Annotated in this window: 16 protein-coding genes; 3 read left to right on the plus strand and 13 right to left on the minus strand. The window is 55.0% G+C overall.

Translation table 11 applies throughout. From position 1 onward, the window contains the following. Positions 1 to 3: 3 nt before the first annotated feature. Positions 4 to 915, plus strand: a complete 912-nt coding sequence (locus tag MED193_RS15020; RefSeq protein ID WP_009810598.1) for a LysR family transcriptional regulator — start codon at positions 4 to 6, stop codon at positions 913 to 915. A 40-nt stretch (positions 916 to 955) separates the two neighbouring features. Here the strand turns inward: MED193_RS15020 and MED193_RS15025 are convergent, their stop codons facing one another. Genes MED193_RS15025 through rfbF form a run of 5 tightly spaced genes read right to left on the minus strand, consistent with a single transcriptional unit; the run spans position 956 to position 5379 of the window. Beyond that, positions 956 to 1795 (minus strand): NAD(P)-dependent oxidoreductase, encoded by an 840-nt coding sequence (locus MED193_RS15025; protein ID WP_009810599.1) that lies wholly within the window; start codon positions 1793 to 1795, stop codon positions 956 to 958. After that, positions 1792 to 3015: a class I SAM-dependent methyltransferase gene (locus MED193_RS15030; RefSeq protein ID WP_009810600.1), complete on the minus strand. Its 1224-nt coding sequence runs from the start codon at positions 3013 to 3015 to the stop codon at positions 1792 to 1794. Before MED193_RS15030 ends, MED193_RS15025 begins: the two co-directional genes overlap by 4 nt. Next, the gene (rfbC, locus tag MED193_RS15035; protein ID WP_009810601.1) at positions 3012 to 3560 is read right to left on the minus strand and encodes a dTDP-4-dehydrorhamnose 3,5-epimerase; all 549 of its coding nucleotides are present in this window, start codon (positions 3558 to 3560) and stop codon (positions 3012 to 3014) included. The genes MED193_RS15030 and rfbC overlap by 4 nt, the downstream gene beginning before the upstream one ends. Further along, entirely contained in the window at positions 3557 to 4603 is a 1047-nt protein-coding gene (gene rfbG, locus MED193_RS15040) for a CDP-glucose 4,6-dehydratase (protein ID WP_009810602.1), read from the minus strand. Before rfbG ends, rfbC begins: the two co-directional genes overlap by 4 nt. Positions 4604 to 4605: 2 nt before the next feature. Further along, a complete protein-coding gene (gene rfbF, locus MED193_RS15045; RefSeq protein WP_009810603.1) occupies positions 4606 to 5379 on the minus strand; it encodes a glucose-1-phosphate cytidylyltransferase in 774 nt (257 codons plus the stop codon). 251 nt (positions 5380 to 5630) lie between these two features. Between rfbF and MED193_RS15055 the strand changes: the two genes are divergently transcribed. Next, a protein-coding gene (locus MED193_RS15055; protein ID WP_085978290.1) for an IS3 family transposase occupies positions 5631 to 6760 on the plus strand; the annotation gives its coding sequence in 2 pieces (ribosomal slippage) (positions 5631 to 5895 and positions 5895 to 6760; 1131 coding nt in all). 138 nt (positions 6761 to 6898) lie between these two features. Then, positions 6899 to 7990, plus strand: coding sequence for a class I SAM-dependent methyltransferase (locus MED193_RS15060; RefSeq protein ID WP_009810604.1), 1092 nt, complete (start codon positions 6899 to 6901; stop codon positions 7988 to 7990). Between the two features lie 2 nt (positions 7991 to 7992). On the opposite strand, the gene MED193_RS22325 is transcribed toward MED193_RS15060, so the two are convergent. The 8 genes from MED193_RS22325 to MED193_RS15105 all read right to left on the minus strand — a co-directional run bounded on the left by MED193_RS22325 (position 7993) and on the right by MED193_RS15105 (position 16899). Next, positions 7993 to 9294, minus strand: a complete 1302-nt coding sequence (locus tag MED193_RS22325; RefSeq protein WP_157041371.1) for a glycosyltransferase family 2 protein — start codon at positions 9292 to 9294, stop codon at positions 7993 to 7995. Positions 9295 to 10159: 865 nt separating this feature from the next. Continuing rightward, a complete protein-coding gene (locus MED193_RS15075; protein WP_009810607.1) occupies positions 10160 to 11689 on the minus strand; it encodes an acyl-CoA dehydrogenase family protein in 1530 nt (509 codons plus the stop codon). Positions 11690 to 11692: 3 nt separating this feature from the next. After that, positions 11693 to 12157: a DUF3237 domain-containing protein gene (locus MED193_RS15080; RefSeq protein ID WP_009810608.1), complete on the minus strand. Its 465-nt coding sequence runs from the start codon at positions 12155 to 12157 to the stop codon at positions 11693 to 11695. Beyond that, the gene (locus MED193_RS15085) at positions 12157 to 13032 is read right to left on the minus strand and encodes a 4-hydroxyphenyl-beta-ketoacyl-CoA hydrolase (protein ID WP_009810609.1); all 876 of its coding nucleotides are present in this window, start codon (positions 13030 to 13032) and stop codon (positions 12157 to 12159) included. The genes MED193_RS15080 and MED193_RS15085 overlap by 1 nt, the downstream gene beginning before the upstream one ends. Positions 13033 to 13048: 16 nt before the next feature. Beyond that, a complete protein-coding gene (locus MED193_RS15090; protein WP_009810610.1) occupies positions 13049 to 14866 on the minus strand; it encodes a feruloyl-CoA synthase in 1818 nt (605 codons plus the stop codon). A 3-nt stretch (positions 14867 to 14869) separates the two neighbouring features. Then, positions 14870 to 15352, minus strand: coding sequence for a MarR family winged helix-turn-helix transcriptional regulator (locus MED193_RS22765; RefSeq protein ID WP_009810611.1), 483 nt, complete (start codon positions 15350 to 15352; stop codon positions 14870 to 14872). A gap of 4 nt (positions 15353 to 15356) precedes the next feature. After that, the gene (locus MED193_RS15100) at positions 15357 to 16124 is read right to left on the minus strand and encodes a crotonase/enoyl-CoA hydratase family protein (protein WP_009810612.1); all 768 of its coding nucleotides are present in this window, start codon (positions 16122 to 16124) and stop codon (positions 15357 to 15359) included. A 10-nt stretch (positions 16125 to 16134) separates the two neighbouring features. Beyond that, complete coding sequence (locus MED193_RS15105; protein ID WP_009810613.1) at positions 16135 to 16899, minus strand: SDR family NAD(P)-dependent oxidoreductase; 765 nt, start codon at positions 16897 to 16899, stop codon at positions 16135 to 16137. Positions 16900 to 17644: the final 745 nt, after the last annotated feature.

The raw sequence follows: 17644 nt of genomic DNA on the forward strand, positions 1-17644 counted from the left end.
CCGATGAACCCAGATCCCTTTGCCTTGGATTTTGCATCTTTGCGCACGCTGCGCCTGGTCTATGCTCACGGAAGCTTTTCACGTGCGGCAGAAACGTTGGGCGTGACGCAATCGACGATCAGCTACACGATGACACGCCTGCGCGAGGTATTTAGCGATCCTCTTTTTGTCCGTCAGGGCACAGGTATGGTGCCAACTGAGCGATGCGGCGAGATTGTCTCTCAGGTCGGGGAGTTGATTGACCGGTTTGAAACCCTGACAGCGCAACGAGAGTTCGACCCTGCTGAGGCCTCAGTGGAAATTGGGCTGAGCTGCAACTTTTACGAGCGAGTGACGATACTGCCGCATGTGACCCGCATTCTGCGGCGCGAGGCACCTGGTATTAAGCTCAAGGTGATTTCGTCATCGGCACAGGGAAAGCAGCAGTTGTTGCGCTCGGAAAGCGATATCTTGATTGGGCCGATCAGGATTGACGACAGCGGGTACTACCGGAGATCTCTGCTAAGAGAGGAATACACTTGCGTCATGGATCGCTCCAACCCCCTGGCGGAAGGATCTTTGAGCGTCGAAGACTTCGTAAAAGCGCCACAAGTGGTGATCAACTACGGAGGGGGATTCAGATCGCGGTTTCTGGTGGTTATGGAGGCCGCTGGCCATGTGCCCAATACCGTGATGGAAGTCCCAAGCCCTGCAAATCTGCCGGACCTTCTGGCGCAAACCGATATGATCGCAACGGTTCCCTTTCGCATCAGTCAGATGTTCGACGACAGGGTGGTTTCGGTGCCCTGTCCCTTTCCGGCAGAGCTCTCGATTGATCTCTATTGGACAGCGCGCACCCATGTTTCAGCACCGCATAAGTGGGTGAGGTCGAAAATTGCGGAAGCGGCATCCCGACTGTCAGCATCGGAAATGTGAGGCCTGTGCTTTCTAAATGTCATGCCTTTTGAACAGGAACCTAAGATCGGGTCCAGGGCAGGCCGACGATATAGTCCCAGTCACTGGCACTGTTATCCAAAGTGCCAAATTTCAACAGGTCGGTACGGTCATAGGTTTCGGCGATTTCGGTTGCAAACTCGCGCACTGATTTTGGGATGCCTGTGCAGATGTTGATTGCACCGACATCCTTACCCAGAGCGGCATCAAAGATGTTTGCTCCGGCAGTTTTGACATCAATAAAATCACGCACCTCTCGGCCGGATCCCAAGGTGACAGTTTTGCCCTCTGACAAGCAGCGGTGCAGATACGGGTAGAGACGTTGCGGATGTTCACCTTCGCCATAGGGCTGGAACAGTCGGCACCACAGGAACTCGGTCTTGGTTTCGCCAAACAGACCGCTGAGCGCTTGAAAAGCGGCTGCCTTGGCCAGACCGTAGGGGGTGCTGGGCGCCAACACAGTATCAGGCGTGAGAATTTTGGGCCCCAACTGGTATTCGATACAGGTGCCAACCCCCACAAACCGGCGTAGCTCAGCCTGCACGGCACCGCGTGCCATTTGGAGGGTTCCGATTAGGCAATCGGTGTTCCTTGGTGAGGTTAGATACTTCCCTGGTTCGGTATACCATGCGGAATGAATGAGGGTGTCGATACCTGTTAGGCGTTCTGCCCACCATTCGGCACTCTGTGCAAACAAATCCTCGACTTCGACGATTTCGCAGGTCTCTGGCAGGGTGCCCAGTTTTTCCTGCCACCCCGCCCTGACCACCAAGCGCATGCTCACATTGCGCGCAATACAGGCGGCCAGGATCTGGCGACCAACAAAGCCAGTCGCCCCGGTTATGAGAACGCGCGGTGTCATATGAACTTGAGTTCAGGCACCGCAATTACAAAGGTGCTGCCGTTTTGGGCCAGGTCTTTGTTTTGCGACATTACTTCATCCGCGATATTCCAGGGCAGGATCAAAACATAGTCAGGCTGCGCTGCCGTTAATGCGGCTGGAGCCTTGATCGGAATATGGCTTCCGGGCATGAACTTGCCGATTTTGGAGGGGGCCGCATCACTGATAAAGGGGAGCAAATCCGGCCCCACACCACAGAAATTCAGCAGCGTATTGCCCTTCGCCGCAGCGCCGTAGCCGACGACAGTTTTTCCTTCTGCTTTGGCATCCAGCAAAAACCGCAGCAGGCCGTTCTTGACCTGCTCGGCCCTATCTTGAAAACCGCGATAGGTGTCTTCCTTCAAAAGGCCGGCTTCGATCTCTTGGGACATAACTCTCGCGACATTTTCAGTTGCCAAATGTGATGCGCTGGACAGGCAACCAAAGACGCGCAGGCTTCCGCCGTGGGTTGGCAGTTCTTCGACATCAAAGACCCTTAGACCTGCAGCTTTGAAAATACTGATCACAGGATGCAAAGCGAGATAGGAGAAATGTTCGTGATAGACGGTATCGAACTGGCTGTGCTTTACCAGCTGCCCGAGATGCGGAAACTCAAACGTAACCACGCCTTCATCGGCCAATAGCTCAGCAACGCCCTGCGTGAAATCGTTGATATCTGGCACATGCGCATAGACATTGTTTCCCAGGATCAGATCCGCCTTGGGCCCTTCCTGGGCGAGCTTACGCCCCAGTTTGGCACCAAAAAAATCTTCAACTACAGGAATCCCCCGCGCTTTCGCCGCCTCTGCGGTCGAACGGGTCGGCTCGACGCCGAGACAGGGAACACGATTGGCCACAAAGTTTTTCAGGAGGTAGCCATCGTTTGATGCCAGCTCGACCACAAAGCTCTTCTCATTTAGCCCCAATCGTTGGGTCATCTGCAGGCAGTAGCGTTCTGCGTGCGCAAGCCAGCCCTTTGAGGTCGAAGAAAAATATGCATAGTCCTCGCGAAACAGGTCGTCGTGTGCTGCATAGTCTTCGGTCTGGACCAGCCAACAATTGGTGCAGGTCAAGACACGCAGAGGATAGGTGACCTCTGGCTTGTTCAAATCATCGGCCGAAAGATAATCATTGGATGGGGGAGCATAGCCCAGGTCCAAGAATTTCAACGACAAGTCAGTTTGGCAATGGCGACATTTCATAGGGTTATCGGCTTGATATCTGAGAAAAGAGGAAGCGCGCGGTCGCGCGGCGATGTTTCGGTGACACCAAGCGGCCAGCGAATAGAGAGGGTCGGGTCATCAAAACGAATACCGCCTTCATGGTCAGGAGCATAGGGGGCCGAATGCATGTAATGCAATTCTACATCATCAGTCAGAGTTTGAAATCCATGGGCGCACCCCTGCGGGATATAGAGCGCTTCCAACTGATCACTGTCCAAAATCACTCCACAGTGGGCCCCATAGGTCTTTGATCCCTCGCGCAGGTCAACCAGCACATCGAAGACTTTGCCGGTAACCGCGCGTACCAGCTTTACTTCACTAAAAGGAGGGCGCTGAAAGTGCAGGCCGCGCAGGGTGCCTTTCTGGGCGCTGCGAGATAGGTTCATCTGCGCCCATTCGATATTCAGCCCTTGTTCTGCAAAGCGTTCATTGCAAAACAGTCGGGCAAAGGCTCCGCGGTTGTCCCCCAGTTTTTCGGGCACAATGTGGTAGGCGCCTGCGATCGGTAGGGGACTGATTTTCATGAGCGGGTGAACTCTGCAATCTGGGCCAAAGACAGCTCTACAGGATCGGCACCTTCATGAGTTTGGCGATACCACTGCATGGTCTTGGCGACAGCTGTTTCAAAGTTCCAACGCGGCGCCCAGCCCAATTTGGCCTTGGCCTTTTCAATGTTCAGCATCAGCAGGTTGGCTTCATGGGGCATATCGCTGTTATCCGTGGGGGCATAGGTGCCGGGCCAGGATTTAAGCGATTCAACAATGACATCCTGCACGGTGCGGTTGTCGGTGATGTCTGGGCCAAAGTTATAGGCATCCGCAAACTGCGGATCGCCATGCAATAATTCCGCCAGTTGCATGTAGCCTGCCAAGGGCTCTAGGACATGTTGCCAAGGACGTACTGCTTGGGGGTTGCGCGTCAACAACGGCTCATTTGCAATCAAGGCACGGGCAATGTCAGGGACCAGGCGGTTTTCACACCAATCCCCGCCTCCGATAACGTTGCCAGCCCGTGCAGACGCCACTCGAATAGGGAGTTTTTCTTGCAACAATACAGATCTGTAGCTGTTAACCACCAGCTCCGTGCCAGCCTTGGAGGCGCTGTAGGGGTCAATTCCGCCTAGAGGGTCATCTTCAACGAAGGCATGGTGGGCCTCAGTGTTGCGATACACTTTGTCGGTCGTCACGGCGACTACAGTTGCTGGCCGTTTTAGAACGCGCAGAGCTTCGAACAGGTTGGCTGTCCCCATGACATTTGTCTGCCATGTGGTCAGAGTGTCGCTATAGCCGCGCAGAACCAGCGACTGGGCTGCCAAGTGAAAGACGAAATCGGGCTTTGCCTCGTCCAGCGCAGAGAGTAAGGCTTCGTAGGAATTGATATCGCCGAACTGGCTGCTTATGCGGTTGGCAATATCAAGTTGATCAAACAAAGCCAGTTCAGTGTCAGGCGGCAGTGCGTAGCCTGTGACTTGTGCCCCCATCTGGGATAGCCATAGTGCCATCCAACTGCCTTTGAAACCTGTATGACCGGTTAGAAAAACGCGTTTGCCCTGCCAGAAGTCAGACATTTTTACGCCCAGACCCGCCAGGGCGCGGTCTTCTCGTCGGCCCACATTGCTTCGAGGGCATTTCGGTCGCGTAGCGTGTCCATCGCGGCCCAAAATCCTTCGTGTTTGCGCACGGAGAGCTTGCCTTCGTCAGCCAGGCCCATCAGGGGTTCCTGCTCCAGAATGGTTGCATCCCCGTCGATATGATCCAACAGCTCTGGTTCGCAGACCATAAAGCCACCGCTGACCCATCGGCCATCGCCTTTGGGTTTTTCCAGGAAGCGGCTGATTTTTGTGCCTTCGATCTCCAGGGACCCAAAGCGGCCTTCGGGTTGCACAGCAGAGATCGTGGCAACACGCCCTTCACGTTTGTGAAAGGCCAGCAGATCGGCGATATTGATATTGCTCAGCCCATCGCCGTAGGTCAGGCAGAAGGTCTCATCCAAATGGTCGCGGATCCGCTTCACGCGTCCCCCGGTTTGCGTCATCTCGCCGGTGTCAACCAATGTGACTTTCCAGGGTTCTGAGCGTTGGTTATGCACGTGCATTTCATTGTTGGACATATCAAAGGTAATATCTGACATGTGCAAGAAGTAGTTGGCGAAATACTCTTTTATCATATAGCCGCGATACCCGCAGCAAATGACAAACTCATTAACCCCAAAATGCGAGTAGATCTTCATGATGTGCCACAGAATGGGGCGCCCACCGATTTCGATCATAGGCTTGGGGCGCATGTGGGATTCTTCGCTGATCCGTGTGCCCAAACCGCCGGCCAAAATTACTGCTTTCGTCATATTTTACATTTCTCATTTTTCGCATAAGTAGGGGCAACTGGAACGCGCGAACGTGATACAAAAATTGCTCAGGTCAACGGTTTCAAGCCCAGAAAATACTCGTAGTAAGTTCACCGACTGTGCATCAATAACAGCGCTGTGATCAGGAAAACAAGAGGACAAAATGACATCAGCTAGTGCCTGTCTGAAGTGGTCCGGCAAATTCGGACAGCGTGCTAAGATGTATCCAACCCGATTGAATGGATACAAGAATGACAAAGCGACGGAATTTTTCAGACAAGTTTAAAGCGACTGTGGCCCTTGAAGCATTGCGCGGTGACAAGACGGTGCAGGAGATTGCATCGAAGCGCCAGCTGCACCCTACGCAGGTGAGCACGTGGAAACGGCAGGCGATTGATGGCATGGTCAACGTTTTCTCGGACAAGGTCAAAAAGGCTGAGAACAAAGACGGCGAAATCAAAGAGCTTCATGCCAAGATTGGTCAGCTGGCGGTGGAAAATGATTTTTTGTCACAAGGGCTGAAGCGATGAGCCTGTCTGAACGCCGCGAGATGATCCGCAAGGACAACACCGACCTTAGCCTGACGCGCCAGTGTAAGCTGCTCAAGATCAGCCGTTCCTCAATCTATTACACGCCTGTTGGCTTTGATCAGGCGACGATTGATCTGATGCATGAGATTGACCGGATATTTACGAAGTATCCGTTCTTCGGCAGCCGCCAGATCGCGGCGTATCTGCCCCAATCAGGGTTCTCGGCAGGACGGCATCGCGTGCGTCGCCTGATGGGCATCATGGGGCTGCAGGCCATCTACAAAGGGCCGAACACCAGCAAGAAGCACCCGCAGCATAAGATCTGGCCATACTTATTGAGAAAGCTGTCGATTACGCGGCCCAACCATGTTTGGTGCAGCGACATTACCTACATTCCAGTGAAGAACGGGTTCCTGTATCTGGTGGCAATCATGGATTGGGCAACACGCAAAGTGCTGTCCTGGCGGCTGTCAAATACGTTGGATGCCAGCTTTTGCGTTGAAGCACTGGACGAAGCCATCGCCAAATATGGCAAGCCCGAGATCATGAATACGGATCAGGGTAGCCAATACACGGGCGCGGATTGGATCAAGACGCTGACGAAGGCCGATATCAAAATCTCTATGGATGGGCGGGGCCGCTATCTGGACAACATCTTCATCGAGCGGCTCTGGCGATCCCTGAAGCAGGAGGCAGTGTATCTGCACGAGATCACCAACGGCTTTCAAGCCAAAAGGATCATCGACGACTGGATCGGCTTTTACAACGCAGAGCGGCCTCACACCGCCCTCGACAAGCGCACGCCAGACGCGGCATACTTCGAACAAAGTGAAACACGAAAAGCGGCATGAACATAAACCAGATGCATCTTAGCCAAGCCGCAAACCTGTCCTAAAAAGCAGGACCACTTCAGTCCATGCCCCATTTGCAATAATACTGTTGGCAATTTGTTACTGGATGAACGCCCCAAGGTACCATCTTTGCAAAATGTGGCACTCCTGACCCAGGCCGAAGCGCTGGCATTTCCGCAGGGGACGATCACAATGGTGCGTTGTGCCAATTGCAGCTTTGTGTGGAACGCCTCTTTTGACCTTGCCAAGATCTCCTACGATGAAACCTATAACAATGACGTCACTTCCTCAGCCTATTACTTGGCACACCTGGATGCGATGGCCGATCGTGTTATTGCCTCCGTGCCTGAGGATACAGATATCCACTACGTAGAGATAGGATGCGGCGAAGGCGACTTTCTCAGCCTTGTTCATCAGCGGGCCGCAGGACGGATGAAATCTGCCACGGGGTTTGATCCTTCCTTTACCGGGGAAGACAAGTTGCCGGAGGGAGCCAAGGTCTATCGCAACTTTTTCTCGCCTGACAACACGGATCAGATCCCGGCTGAGGCAAATGTGGTCTGCTCTCGGCACACGATAGAACATGTGGCAGATGTCCAGAACTTTGCAACGGCCTTGGCTGCGGCTATGGCGCCAGGGCGGACGATGTTTATCGAAACACCAGACGCTAACTGGATCTTGGAGCACACCGCATTTCAGGACTTCTTCTACGAGCATTGCTCGATCTATACGCCGGATTCCATCCGTTTGCTTTTGGCCCAGCAGGGATTGGAGTGCGATGTAGAGTCGGTCTATGACGGTCAATACATGTGGATTGTGGCGCGGCTCTCTGAGGCTCCAGGTCATGCAAATCCCGTGGCATCCTCGGAGAAATTGGGCTTGCACTACGTAGAAAACAAACGTCAAATGATGGCGGAATGGACCACGTACTTTGAAGACCGTAGAGCGATTGCGCCAGTTGCACTTTGGGGCGGTGCCTCAAAAGGGGTGACATTTTCGCTCTTGTTCAACAGCGCCGAGGACACGCCCATTGACTGTGTGATTGACCTCAATGCCGCCAAACAGGGATGCTTCATGCCGGTCAGTGGCACAATGATCGTTTCGCCAGAGACGGCAAAGTCTCGTGGGGTTGGCACGGTGATCATTATGAACCCGAACTACGAAGACGAGATCCGGCAGAACATTCGAGAAATGGGTTGGGATGCCGAAATCAGAGTGCTAAACGGCTAGCCTCATTTCTGTTGGCCCGCCCTCTGCTTGACCGCGCGCCAGGCTTGAGTTTCTGACAGATCGCCGCTTTGTATCTGACCATAGCTTTGGCCAAGAACAGCGTCGCAAGTATTCACGGCAGTCATAATGGTGTTTTCTGTTCCATCCCCAACATCGTCTAAGCGCAGGCTTCTCACTATTTCGGTGGCGCGACCCCAAATCTCTTTTGGGGTGCGCTTCAATTTCGGTAAATCTTGCAGTAGGGCGTCAAGCTCTTGCGTTGTGTTGGTGCGCTTGGCGTAGTCTTGCAGGATGGTTTTCACGCTCTCAAAGGGGTGTTTGCGTTTTGCCGCCACTTGGAGGTTGAATTTATACCAGGCGTGATAGTCCACCTTGGCATCAGCATAGCCACCACGCTCTCTAACTGTTTCCAAAGTTGCCAAAAAGGCCAGCGGGACAAACCTCGCATGGTTGAAGAGGTCATTGTAGGGGTCGGCTTCATTCTCGAGCTCAAAGCGCTTTGCCGGGTCGACCTGGGTTTTATCCGTCGCATTCCCCGAATGTGCACCACCTGTGCTTTTCTTGGCGTATCCGTTGACGGTGAACATATGATCGACATGCACGAAATCCCCGCCTTCGATAGTCGCACGGTATTCAAAATTAACATCGGGGATCAGGCTATTTAGAAATACGCCCTCTGTCGGTGCAATTCTATCGATGTAGGCGCGTGACACGCATCCATGGTACAGGTTCGGTGTCACAGGATAGATGTCGTTCAAGCGACACTGCAACAGGGCTTGCAGGTTTCTTTCTTTGGGGTCGTAACGATAGGCATCACCAAACAGGTTGTCTCTGCGAAAGCGCATCCCGCCAAGCTTCTTGTTGCTCGCATCTTCGGGCCAGCCATAGGTTCCACGGATCCAGCTGACGCCATCTGGCTGATAGTCTTCTAGGATTTTGCGCAAGAAGGGGAACTGCCCCGGTATGATGCCATCATCATCGCCAAAAGAGATCAGATAGTCCCCGGTCGCGTTTGCGATGGCGTCATTGTAGTTTTCACGCATTGACACCCTGCGTCCTGTGTTTTTGTAAACAAGACGTGGGTCATCAAAGGCTTCAACCACTTCTCGCGTGTGATCTTGGCTGAAATTGTCATTGATCAAGATTTCGATGTCTGCGTCGTCAATCGCGAGCGCGGTTTGTATTGAATAATGCAAGTACTCAGCGCGTTCCCGAGTTGGGATTACAATAGAAACCTTTGGCATGGGTGCTCCTGATCTTCTGCTGGCTTGCTTTCCCCTTTCAAACTCAGAGGCTTTATTCAAGACTTACCCTCATAGTTTGAGCGACTTCTCCATTAAAGAAGACTTTTGCAGCATTTCGGACAACTCCGTAGCCCACTGGACCGCGATGTCCAGACCAGCTACGGGGCAGAAGTCGTAAGCACTTACGGAAGGCAGTCGCCACCTATAAAAACTCTAGAAAGCTACGCCAAGTCTACATTCTCTACATTCAAAGCTTATGCCATGAGATAGTGTTGCAACGCTGAGGAACTGAGGAAAAGGAAGTGTCCCAAACGTTATCTGAATTGGCAAACGAAATTCGCTGTAGATTCGAATCCACTCCTCCGCCCAGCGCGCCGAATTGGCTAGAAGAGGGTAGCGAGGCATGGGAGGATACACGAGAACTGTGGGGGAGGTCGTGGAGTCAAATAGAACTTCGATCCTTCGAAGAACACATGGAGTGCTTTGCCTTTCTAGGGGTGGAAAATTTCAATCATTTCTTTGGCGCCCTGATGTTTCATAGCCTGTTGTCGGAGAATTTTGACGTCAGTGCTCTGGACCTTCTGACAACCGGGCTAAGTGACATCAAAAACCCTTGGTCAGATAAGTCGTTGTCTTCAATAGGTGAAAGATTGATATGCGATCTGAGAAACGGGATGTCTGATGAACAGGTCTTGTTGATTGAGGAATACTTTGATTGTCGGGCGGAATACATTTGCGAAGCTGACAATGCCCATGGATTGGGTTTTGTTCGATCCCTGAAACACCGAAATGGAGCGCCTGATCAGAGCCCGTCATAGTGGACCGCGCGTGTTGAGACACGCAGGGTTCTGGAGCTTTGTTGACGATACACTCTTTCTTTGGGTTCGTCGCCTTGAACGGTCAATTTCAGCGACCAAGAGTGCGGCTAGGAACACCTTAGTATTCTGGTGGGGTCGGGATGATGGCTCGCAACCAGTGCGATCCGCGCTCGAATGCAGGCGAGCAGTGTCTCGCGGGACGCGCCCATGAATTCATGGGCCAAAGGGGAGGGATCTTTGAGCGTTGCCAGACGGGTGCGCAGGGCGCGCCAAGCCGCTAGTTGCGAAAGGATCTTTGCCTCTTGGGTCTGTGCGGCCTGCGAGGCCACATAGGTCTCAAAGGCATCGGCTGCAGCCCCTGAGGCAAGGCGCGTCGCCAACATCCGTTCGTGGATTCCATTTGCCCCCTCATAGATCGCAGTGATCCGGGCATCGCGGTAGGTCTGTTCCAGCCGGTATTCGCGCAGGTAGCCATAGCCGCCAAGAACCTGCATGCCCAGTTCAGCCGCGCGTATCCCGGCTTCGGTGCAATGGACCTTGATAAGGGGGGTAAGGAACTCTACCAATGCGGGATTGTCGCCCCGTTCCATCGTGACACATGCCAGATGCGCCATGGCGCGTCCTGTCATGGCAAGCCCGTCAATTTCATCAAGCATGCGGCGCACGTCGGCATGTTGATCGAGTGTCGCGGGCGCGCCATCAAGGGTGCGCCCTTGCACTCTTTCGGCGGCATAGGAACTGGCAATGTCGTAGGACCGTGCAGCATGGGCCACTCCCTGAAGCGCAACATCGACGCGGGCGTGGTTCATCATGGTGAACATCGCCATCAATCCCTTGCCCTCTTCGCCAATCAATTCAGCCTCAGCCCCTTCAAACGCCAACTGACAGGTGGGAGATGCATGTAGGCCCATCTTTTCTTCGATCCGAGTGACAGTCACCAGGTTGCGGCTGCCATCGGAACGGGTGCAGGGACACAGGAACAGCGATAGCCCCTTGATCCCGCTGTCAGAGGTACGGGCCAGGACCAGATGCAGGATCCTGTCGCTCATGTCCTGATCGCCACCTGAGATGAAGATTTTCTCACCTGTGATCTGCCAGCTCTCCCCCACAGGCTCGGCGCGGCAGCGAACCTGCGCCAGGTCAGATCCCGCGCCAGGCTCGGTCAGACACATGGTGGCGATGGTTTCTCCCGAGGCCAGCGGTGGAATGTGGCGGGATTTCTGGTCGGCAGTCCCAAAACTCATCAAGACCCGCACCGCGCCCGGGACCAGTCCGGTGACCATCTGCAGGCTGTGGTTCGCGCCCGAGAAGATCTCAGAGGTGACTGCCAGCATCAGCGCGCCCATACCCTGTCCACCATAGGCTTCTGGGGCGGTCAGTGAAGGCCAGCCCTGTTCTGCATAAGCGCGGTAGACTGCGGCAAAGCCGTCTGGCATCGAGACGCGGCCATCCGTCAGCCTGCAGCCCTGAACATCGCCCGGTTCATCCAGAGGTGCAATCTCGCCTTCGGCAAAGGACGCAAAATGCCCACCGATTTCTGAGGCGATTTCCGCGTCCCAATCTGGCAAGGTATTTGCACCAGCGACATGGTTGAGCGAGAACAGGATGTCCTCGAGTGGGGCCTGAAAGGGTTTCATTGGTCAGTTCACTTTGTAGTAAGAGATTTCAACTGCTGATGCGCGGCGCAGGCCGGCGCAGATGAACAGGGTGTGGTTCACCCAGGCATAGCGTGCGTCGCCGGTTTCAAGGCGCGCTGCGGTGCGCATGTAGTAACTTGCCGGATCGACATCGTCGCCTGCAGTAAGCCGCTTCATCACCTCCGGTGGCCCGTGGCGGGTGCCCACATTGACCACTTCGATCACAGCACCATCCGCGGTTTGGACCGCATAGCGCGTATCCAGATGGGCGGCGCCATCGGCAAATATGGTTTGCCAGTCAGCTCCGAGGTTCAAGACCTCACCGGTGATATCCGGCCCTAGCGCCGCGCCTCCTACAATCGGGATGATGCGACGCTGCCCGGTCCGGCCCTGACCCAGTTCAATCGGGGCGGACAGTTCCACCCGCAGGGTAAAAGAATGGGTTAGCGCCGGAACCGGGATTTGCATCAGTCCATCAGCCCCAAAAGGCGAGCGGCATTGTTCTTGATGATATCTTCACGCAGGTGGTCCTTAATCGCGATCTTGTCAAAATCAGCGAGCCAGCGCTCTGGGGTGATCATTGGCCAGTCAGAGCCAAACAATACCTTCTTCTTGAGGATCGAGTTGCAGTAGCGCACCAGAATTTCCGGGAAGTATTTTGGCGACCAGCCGCTGAGGTCGATATAGACATTGGGCTTATGCTGAGCCACGGCCAGCGCCTCTTCCTGCCAGGGGAACGAGGGATGCGCCAGGATGATATTCATGTCAGGAAAATCAACCGCCACATCATCCATATACATCGGGTTGGAGTATTTGAGTCGCATGCCGTTGCCGCCCCGCATGCCAGACCCCACACCAGTTTGCCCAGTATGGAACAGGGCAACGCATTTGTGTTCCGCCAGCACCTCGTAGAAGGGGTAGGCCATGCGATCATTGGCAAAGAAGCCCTGCATAGTGGGGTGGAATTTAAACCCTTTGACGCCGCATTCTTCGATCAAACGACGTGCTTCACGCACCGCCATCTTGCCCTTCCAGGGGTCGATGGAGGCGAAGGGGATCAGCACGTCGCTGTTATCTTTGACTTGCTCGAGCACCTCATCGTTGGAGTAACGCCGATAGCCGGTTTCCCGTTCTGCATCGACTGGAAAGATCACTGCTGCGATGTTTTGTTCACGGTAGTGCGCGGCGGTCTGTGGGATGGTCGGCGGATGCTGCCACGGCGCGCCAAAATAGTTGGCCATAGTAGATTGCAGATCATCATACCCATCATCAGAGTGGCAGCCGCAGGGCTCTTCGGCATGTGTATGGATATCGAGTGCGCGGACCTTGGAGATATCAACCATTTGTCCTGCTCCTTTTTTATAGAGTGATGGTGGCAGGATCGGCGTCATCATAAAGCCGGTCCAGCAAAGCCGCGCGGCGCGTCAGCACCTTGCGGAAATTCAGGTTGCCCTTTGCGGTCATTTCCCCCTCGGGCATGGAGGCGGCTTCGCTCAGCACGATGGCCCGAGAGATCAATGTCGAACTCCCCGAAACCTCGCGGGCACGTTCAGCCAGCCGACGGTGAATCTCGCCCTGCAACAGCTTGCAGCGATAGGCGCCGTTGTCGTCGGATAAATCGAACCCTTGGCGTTCCAACTCACTCAGGTCGGGAAAGATCATCAGACCGATCTGGTTTTTATCGGCCCCGGTGATCACCAGGTCAGCGGCAAGCGGTGCGAGGCAGGTCAGCATGTCGATGCGCAGTTGCGCCGCCCGAACCCAGGTGCCGGTGAGCAGTTTGAAATCCTCGGAAATACGTCCGTCGAATTTCATGCCCTTGTTCATGTCCGCCTTGTCGATGAACTGCATCGCATCGCCAGTGATAAAGAACCCCTCATCATCAAAGGCGTCTTTCGTCTTTTGCGGGTCCTCGAAATAGCCGGGCATGACCTGTGGCCCTTTGATCCGCATCTCGCAACGCATGTCCGCATCTGGGATCAGTTTGAGCGTCACACCGTTGAGAGGCGCACCGACCACTCCGGAACGGTCGATTGGCTCACTTTGCATCATTGTCGCAGGCGCGGTTTCAGTGAGGCCCCAGGAGGAGGTCATCAAAGGGATTTCGCCTTTTACCTCCATCGCCATCTGTTCAAACCCGGACCAGATCTCTTGTGGCAAGGAGGCTCCAGCATAGAAGATCAGATCGAGGTCCGAAAAGAAGCGCTGCCTTAGAGCAGCGTCCTGCTGCAACGCGCCCAGAAGCAGGCCAAAGCCGACAGGAACGTTGAAGACCAGCGAGCCGGTCACCATTGAGAGGTTTTCCACGGTGCGGTCAAACAGGCCTTTCACGGGCTTGCCGTCATCAATGTAAAAACTGCCGCCATTGGCTAACATCATGTTGAAGTTGTGTGAGCCACCAAAGACGTGGTTCCATGGCAACCAGTCGACCACGCGTGGAGGGCGGGCACGCAGGAAGGGCAGGGCATCGGCAATCTGAGTCTGGTTCACGCACATCATGCGTTGTGTGGTTTTCACCCCTTTGGGTGCCGAGGTGGACCCTGAGGTCATCAGTATCTTGGCGACCGTATCCGGAGTGACCTTGGCATAGGCCGCATCGATGTCAACGCTCCCATCCCCCTTCAGCAACTCGTCAAACGCCGTTACCTTGCTGTTCTTTCCCGGGCGGCTGGCGAGGATCTCGATCCCGTTCAAGGCCTCTAGCGCCAGTGCTTCACTATATTGATCGGCATCGACAACATAGGCCATCTTAGGGTGCACCAACTCGATAGCGTGCTGCAAGCGACCATGCGCACCATGGATCAGCGAGTATTGCTCGGCCACTGGTGCCGTCGGCACGCCGACATATTGCGCGGCCAGGGACAGCAACCCGTGGTCAACGCCATTGCCTGACATGATGATAATGGGTGTATCCGGTCCCATGCCGCGCGCCAAAAGCGAGGAGGCGATAGCGCGGACTTTTTGCAAGGTGGCGCTATAGCTTTCTTCCCGCCAGCCCGCGCCGCTGCGTTCGGCCAGAAACGTGCGATCAGGCGCCTTTTCGGCCCATTCATGGAGCCAGACACCGGTGTTGTCGACGACTGGGCCCAACGCATGGCTGGAGCGCAACAGGATTGTGCCGTCGTCGCGATCTTCACGCAGGACTGAGTGTTTCTGGAACTCTGAAGTCCGTTTCATGGCTCACCCCTTTCTTGGGCTTTTTTCGATCTGTTTCAGGGCGGCGATCACCGTGGCTCGGGTGGCGTCGTCAATCCCGTCAAGCAGCAGCGCTTCGTGTTTGGTGACGGCGGCCACGGCTTTTTCATACAACTGCTGCCCCGCCAGCGTCGCCTTGAGCGCATAGGCCCGACGATCGGTGGGTACGCGTTCGCGTATGATCAGTTCACGCCGTTCCAATTCGTCGATGATGACGACAAGGTTGGGGCGTTCGATATCCATTCCGTCGGCCAGCTGAGACTGTCGCATACCGGGATTGTCCACGATAAGTACCAGCGCGGTATAGGTCAGCATCCGCAGATCAAATGGCTTGAGTGTCTGAACGAGATCGGTCTGGACAACATTAAACGCGCGTTTCATGTGATAGCCCATGAAGTTACGCAGAGTGACGTCGCTGACATGGGTCACGACAGTGGCTTCAGCGGGTTTTACAGCAGGCTTTTTCATGGGGTCACCGGAATTTTGGGGCGCGTTTCTCTAGGAATGCGCGTAGGCCTTCCTCGGCGTCGGGCGTGGTTTGCGACAGCGCTGCGGCTAGGGATTCAGTGAACAGCCCATCTGCCTGGCTCATGTCGTTGATCCGGGCGATTGCGTTGATCATCAGGTAGTTTGACATAGGGGCGTTGCGGGCAATCTTGCCGGCCAGCTTTTGTGCCAACGCCAGCGCTTCCCCTTCACCAACTGCGTAGTGGGCCAGGCCCAGATCAACCCCTTCCTGGGCATTGTATTTACGACCGGTAAGCATCATTTCGGTCATCCGGTCGGGGCCGAGCAGGCGACCAACCCGCGCCGTTGCGCCACCGCCAACAAAGATACCACGGCGCCCCTCTGGAAGTTGGAAGATGGTGGAGGTTTCGGCAATGCGTACATGGGTCGAAGCCGCAAGTTCCATCCCGCCACCAATCACCGCGCCAAACATTGCAGAGACCACGGCGAGCCCCCCAAACTGGATCTTCTCCATAACCCCATGCCAGTGGCGCGAATGATGCAGGTTGTCTTCTGCGGAACGGTGCACATGCTCGGAGAGGTCCAACCCGGAACAATAGTGGCCTTCGATCCCGGTCAGGATCACCACGCGCACGTCTTTGGGCGGGGCTGAGAAAAACGCATCAAGCGCGTTGAGCAGCTCTTCGCACATGGCGTTGCGTTTTCCGGGCCGGTTCATGGTCAGAGTGGCGACGGGACCGTCAACCTCGATCTTCAGGGTTTCGGATGTCATGCAGATGTCCTTAGCGTGGGGGCAGACGGACCGCGCCGTCGAGCCGAATGGTTGTCCCGTTCAAGAACGGGTTTACGACGATCTGTTCCGCCAGCAGAGCAAACTCATGGGCTTCTCCCAGACGGGCCGGGAATGGAATGTTGGCGGTGATCTTGGCGGCGATCTCTTCGGGCAGCCCCTCCATCATTGGCGTTTGGAACAGGCCCGGGGCGATCGCCATGACCCGGATACCAGTCTGGGCAAATTCGCGGGCGGCTGGCAGGCACATTGAAGCAATTGCACCCTTGGAGGCCGCATAGGCCGCCTGACCTAATTGTCCGTCCTGCCATGCGACCGAGGCCGTGTTGATGATCACGCCGCGTTCGCCATCTTTTTGTGGCGCCAGTTCTGCGATGCGACGGGCGCCGTGGCTCATCACATTGTAGGTGCCGAAGAGGTTTACCTTCAGGGTTTTCTCGAACACATCAAAGGAGAGTTTCCCTTCCCGGCCAACGATCCGTGCCGCCATGCCCACACCCGCGCAGCTCACGATAATGCGCGGTGCGCTTTGCAGTTTTTGTTCAGCCTCGTCAAAGGCAGCACTTACTGCGGCCTCGTCAGACACATCCGCCTGCACCGCGATGCCACCGCACTCATGGGCCACTGCCTGTGCAGCTTCGATATTGAAGTCCAGCACGGCGACCTTGGCCCCCTGAGCAGCTAAGTGGCGCGCGGTTGCAGCGCCAAGCCCGCTGCCTCCACCTGTGACCAGTGCGATACTCCCATCTACTTGCATGTAAAAATCTCCAATAAAGTATGCTCTACCATTGTTATCATTCATATTCACTTGCCCGAATTACGCCCGCGCAAGCACCGGTGATGAATTTCCCTGGAATATGCAGGCCAGGTGTTCTGCCCGCAGTCAGCCTTCCCTTTGCGGTAGGGGCGCCGGTCGCGGTCGGTGTCTATGCTGAGAGGATGATCCCAAGGTCCATCGGTGGAATAGCTCTTCCAAACTTGATCAACTGTTCCCCCTCTCATATCCGTACCCACAACGCTACAGCGCGCTGAATTTTTGGGTGATATAATAGTTATATCCAATAACTAAATGGTTCAACATATTTATATTAATAATTTTCAGAGTGTTAGCTTGTTGACGTGTCGGTCCGAACGGCCAGTTAGCCAATTTCGAGAGTAGAGGTGCCTTCTTAGATATGATTCCGGGTACTGTTGGCCAAGCTATTTCCAGCATTGGGGCCCTGCACTGTCGACCCAAAGTCGCGGCAAGGTGCAGGATAACGAGGCGGCAAGAGTATTCTTTGGATGCTGACCAGTTGATCAGCGATTGTGGCGCGGGCTGAGGTCTGGGGGCTATCTGGCGGTTGGGGAGCCAAGATCGAACGCTAGGCCAGAATGGGACTTTGGTCTGTAGCTACAGATCGGCGTAAAACTATTCGATCAAAATGGACTGCAGCGCTGAGGATAGATCGCGGTATCACGGGAAGCTGCCCCTTCCCGAAAGAGGGGGCTCCGACGCGACG

This window comes from Roseobacter sp. MED193, assembly GCF_000152965.1.
Taxonomy (GTDB): domain Bacteria; phylum Pseudomonadota; class Alphaproteobacteria; order Rhodobacterales; family Rhodobacteraceae; genus Pseudophaeobacter.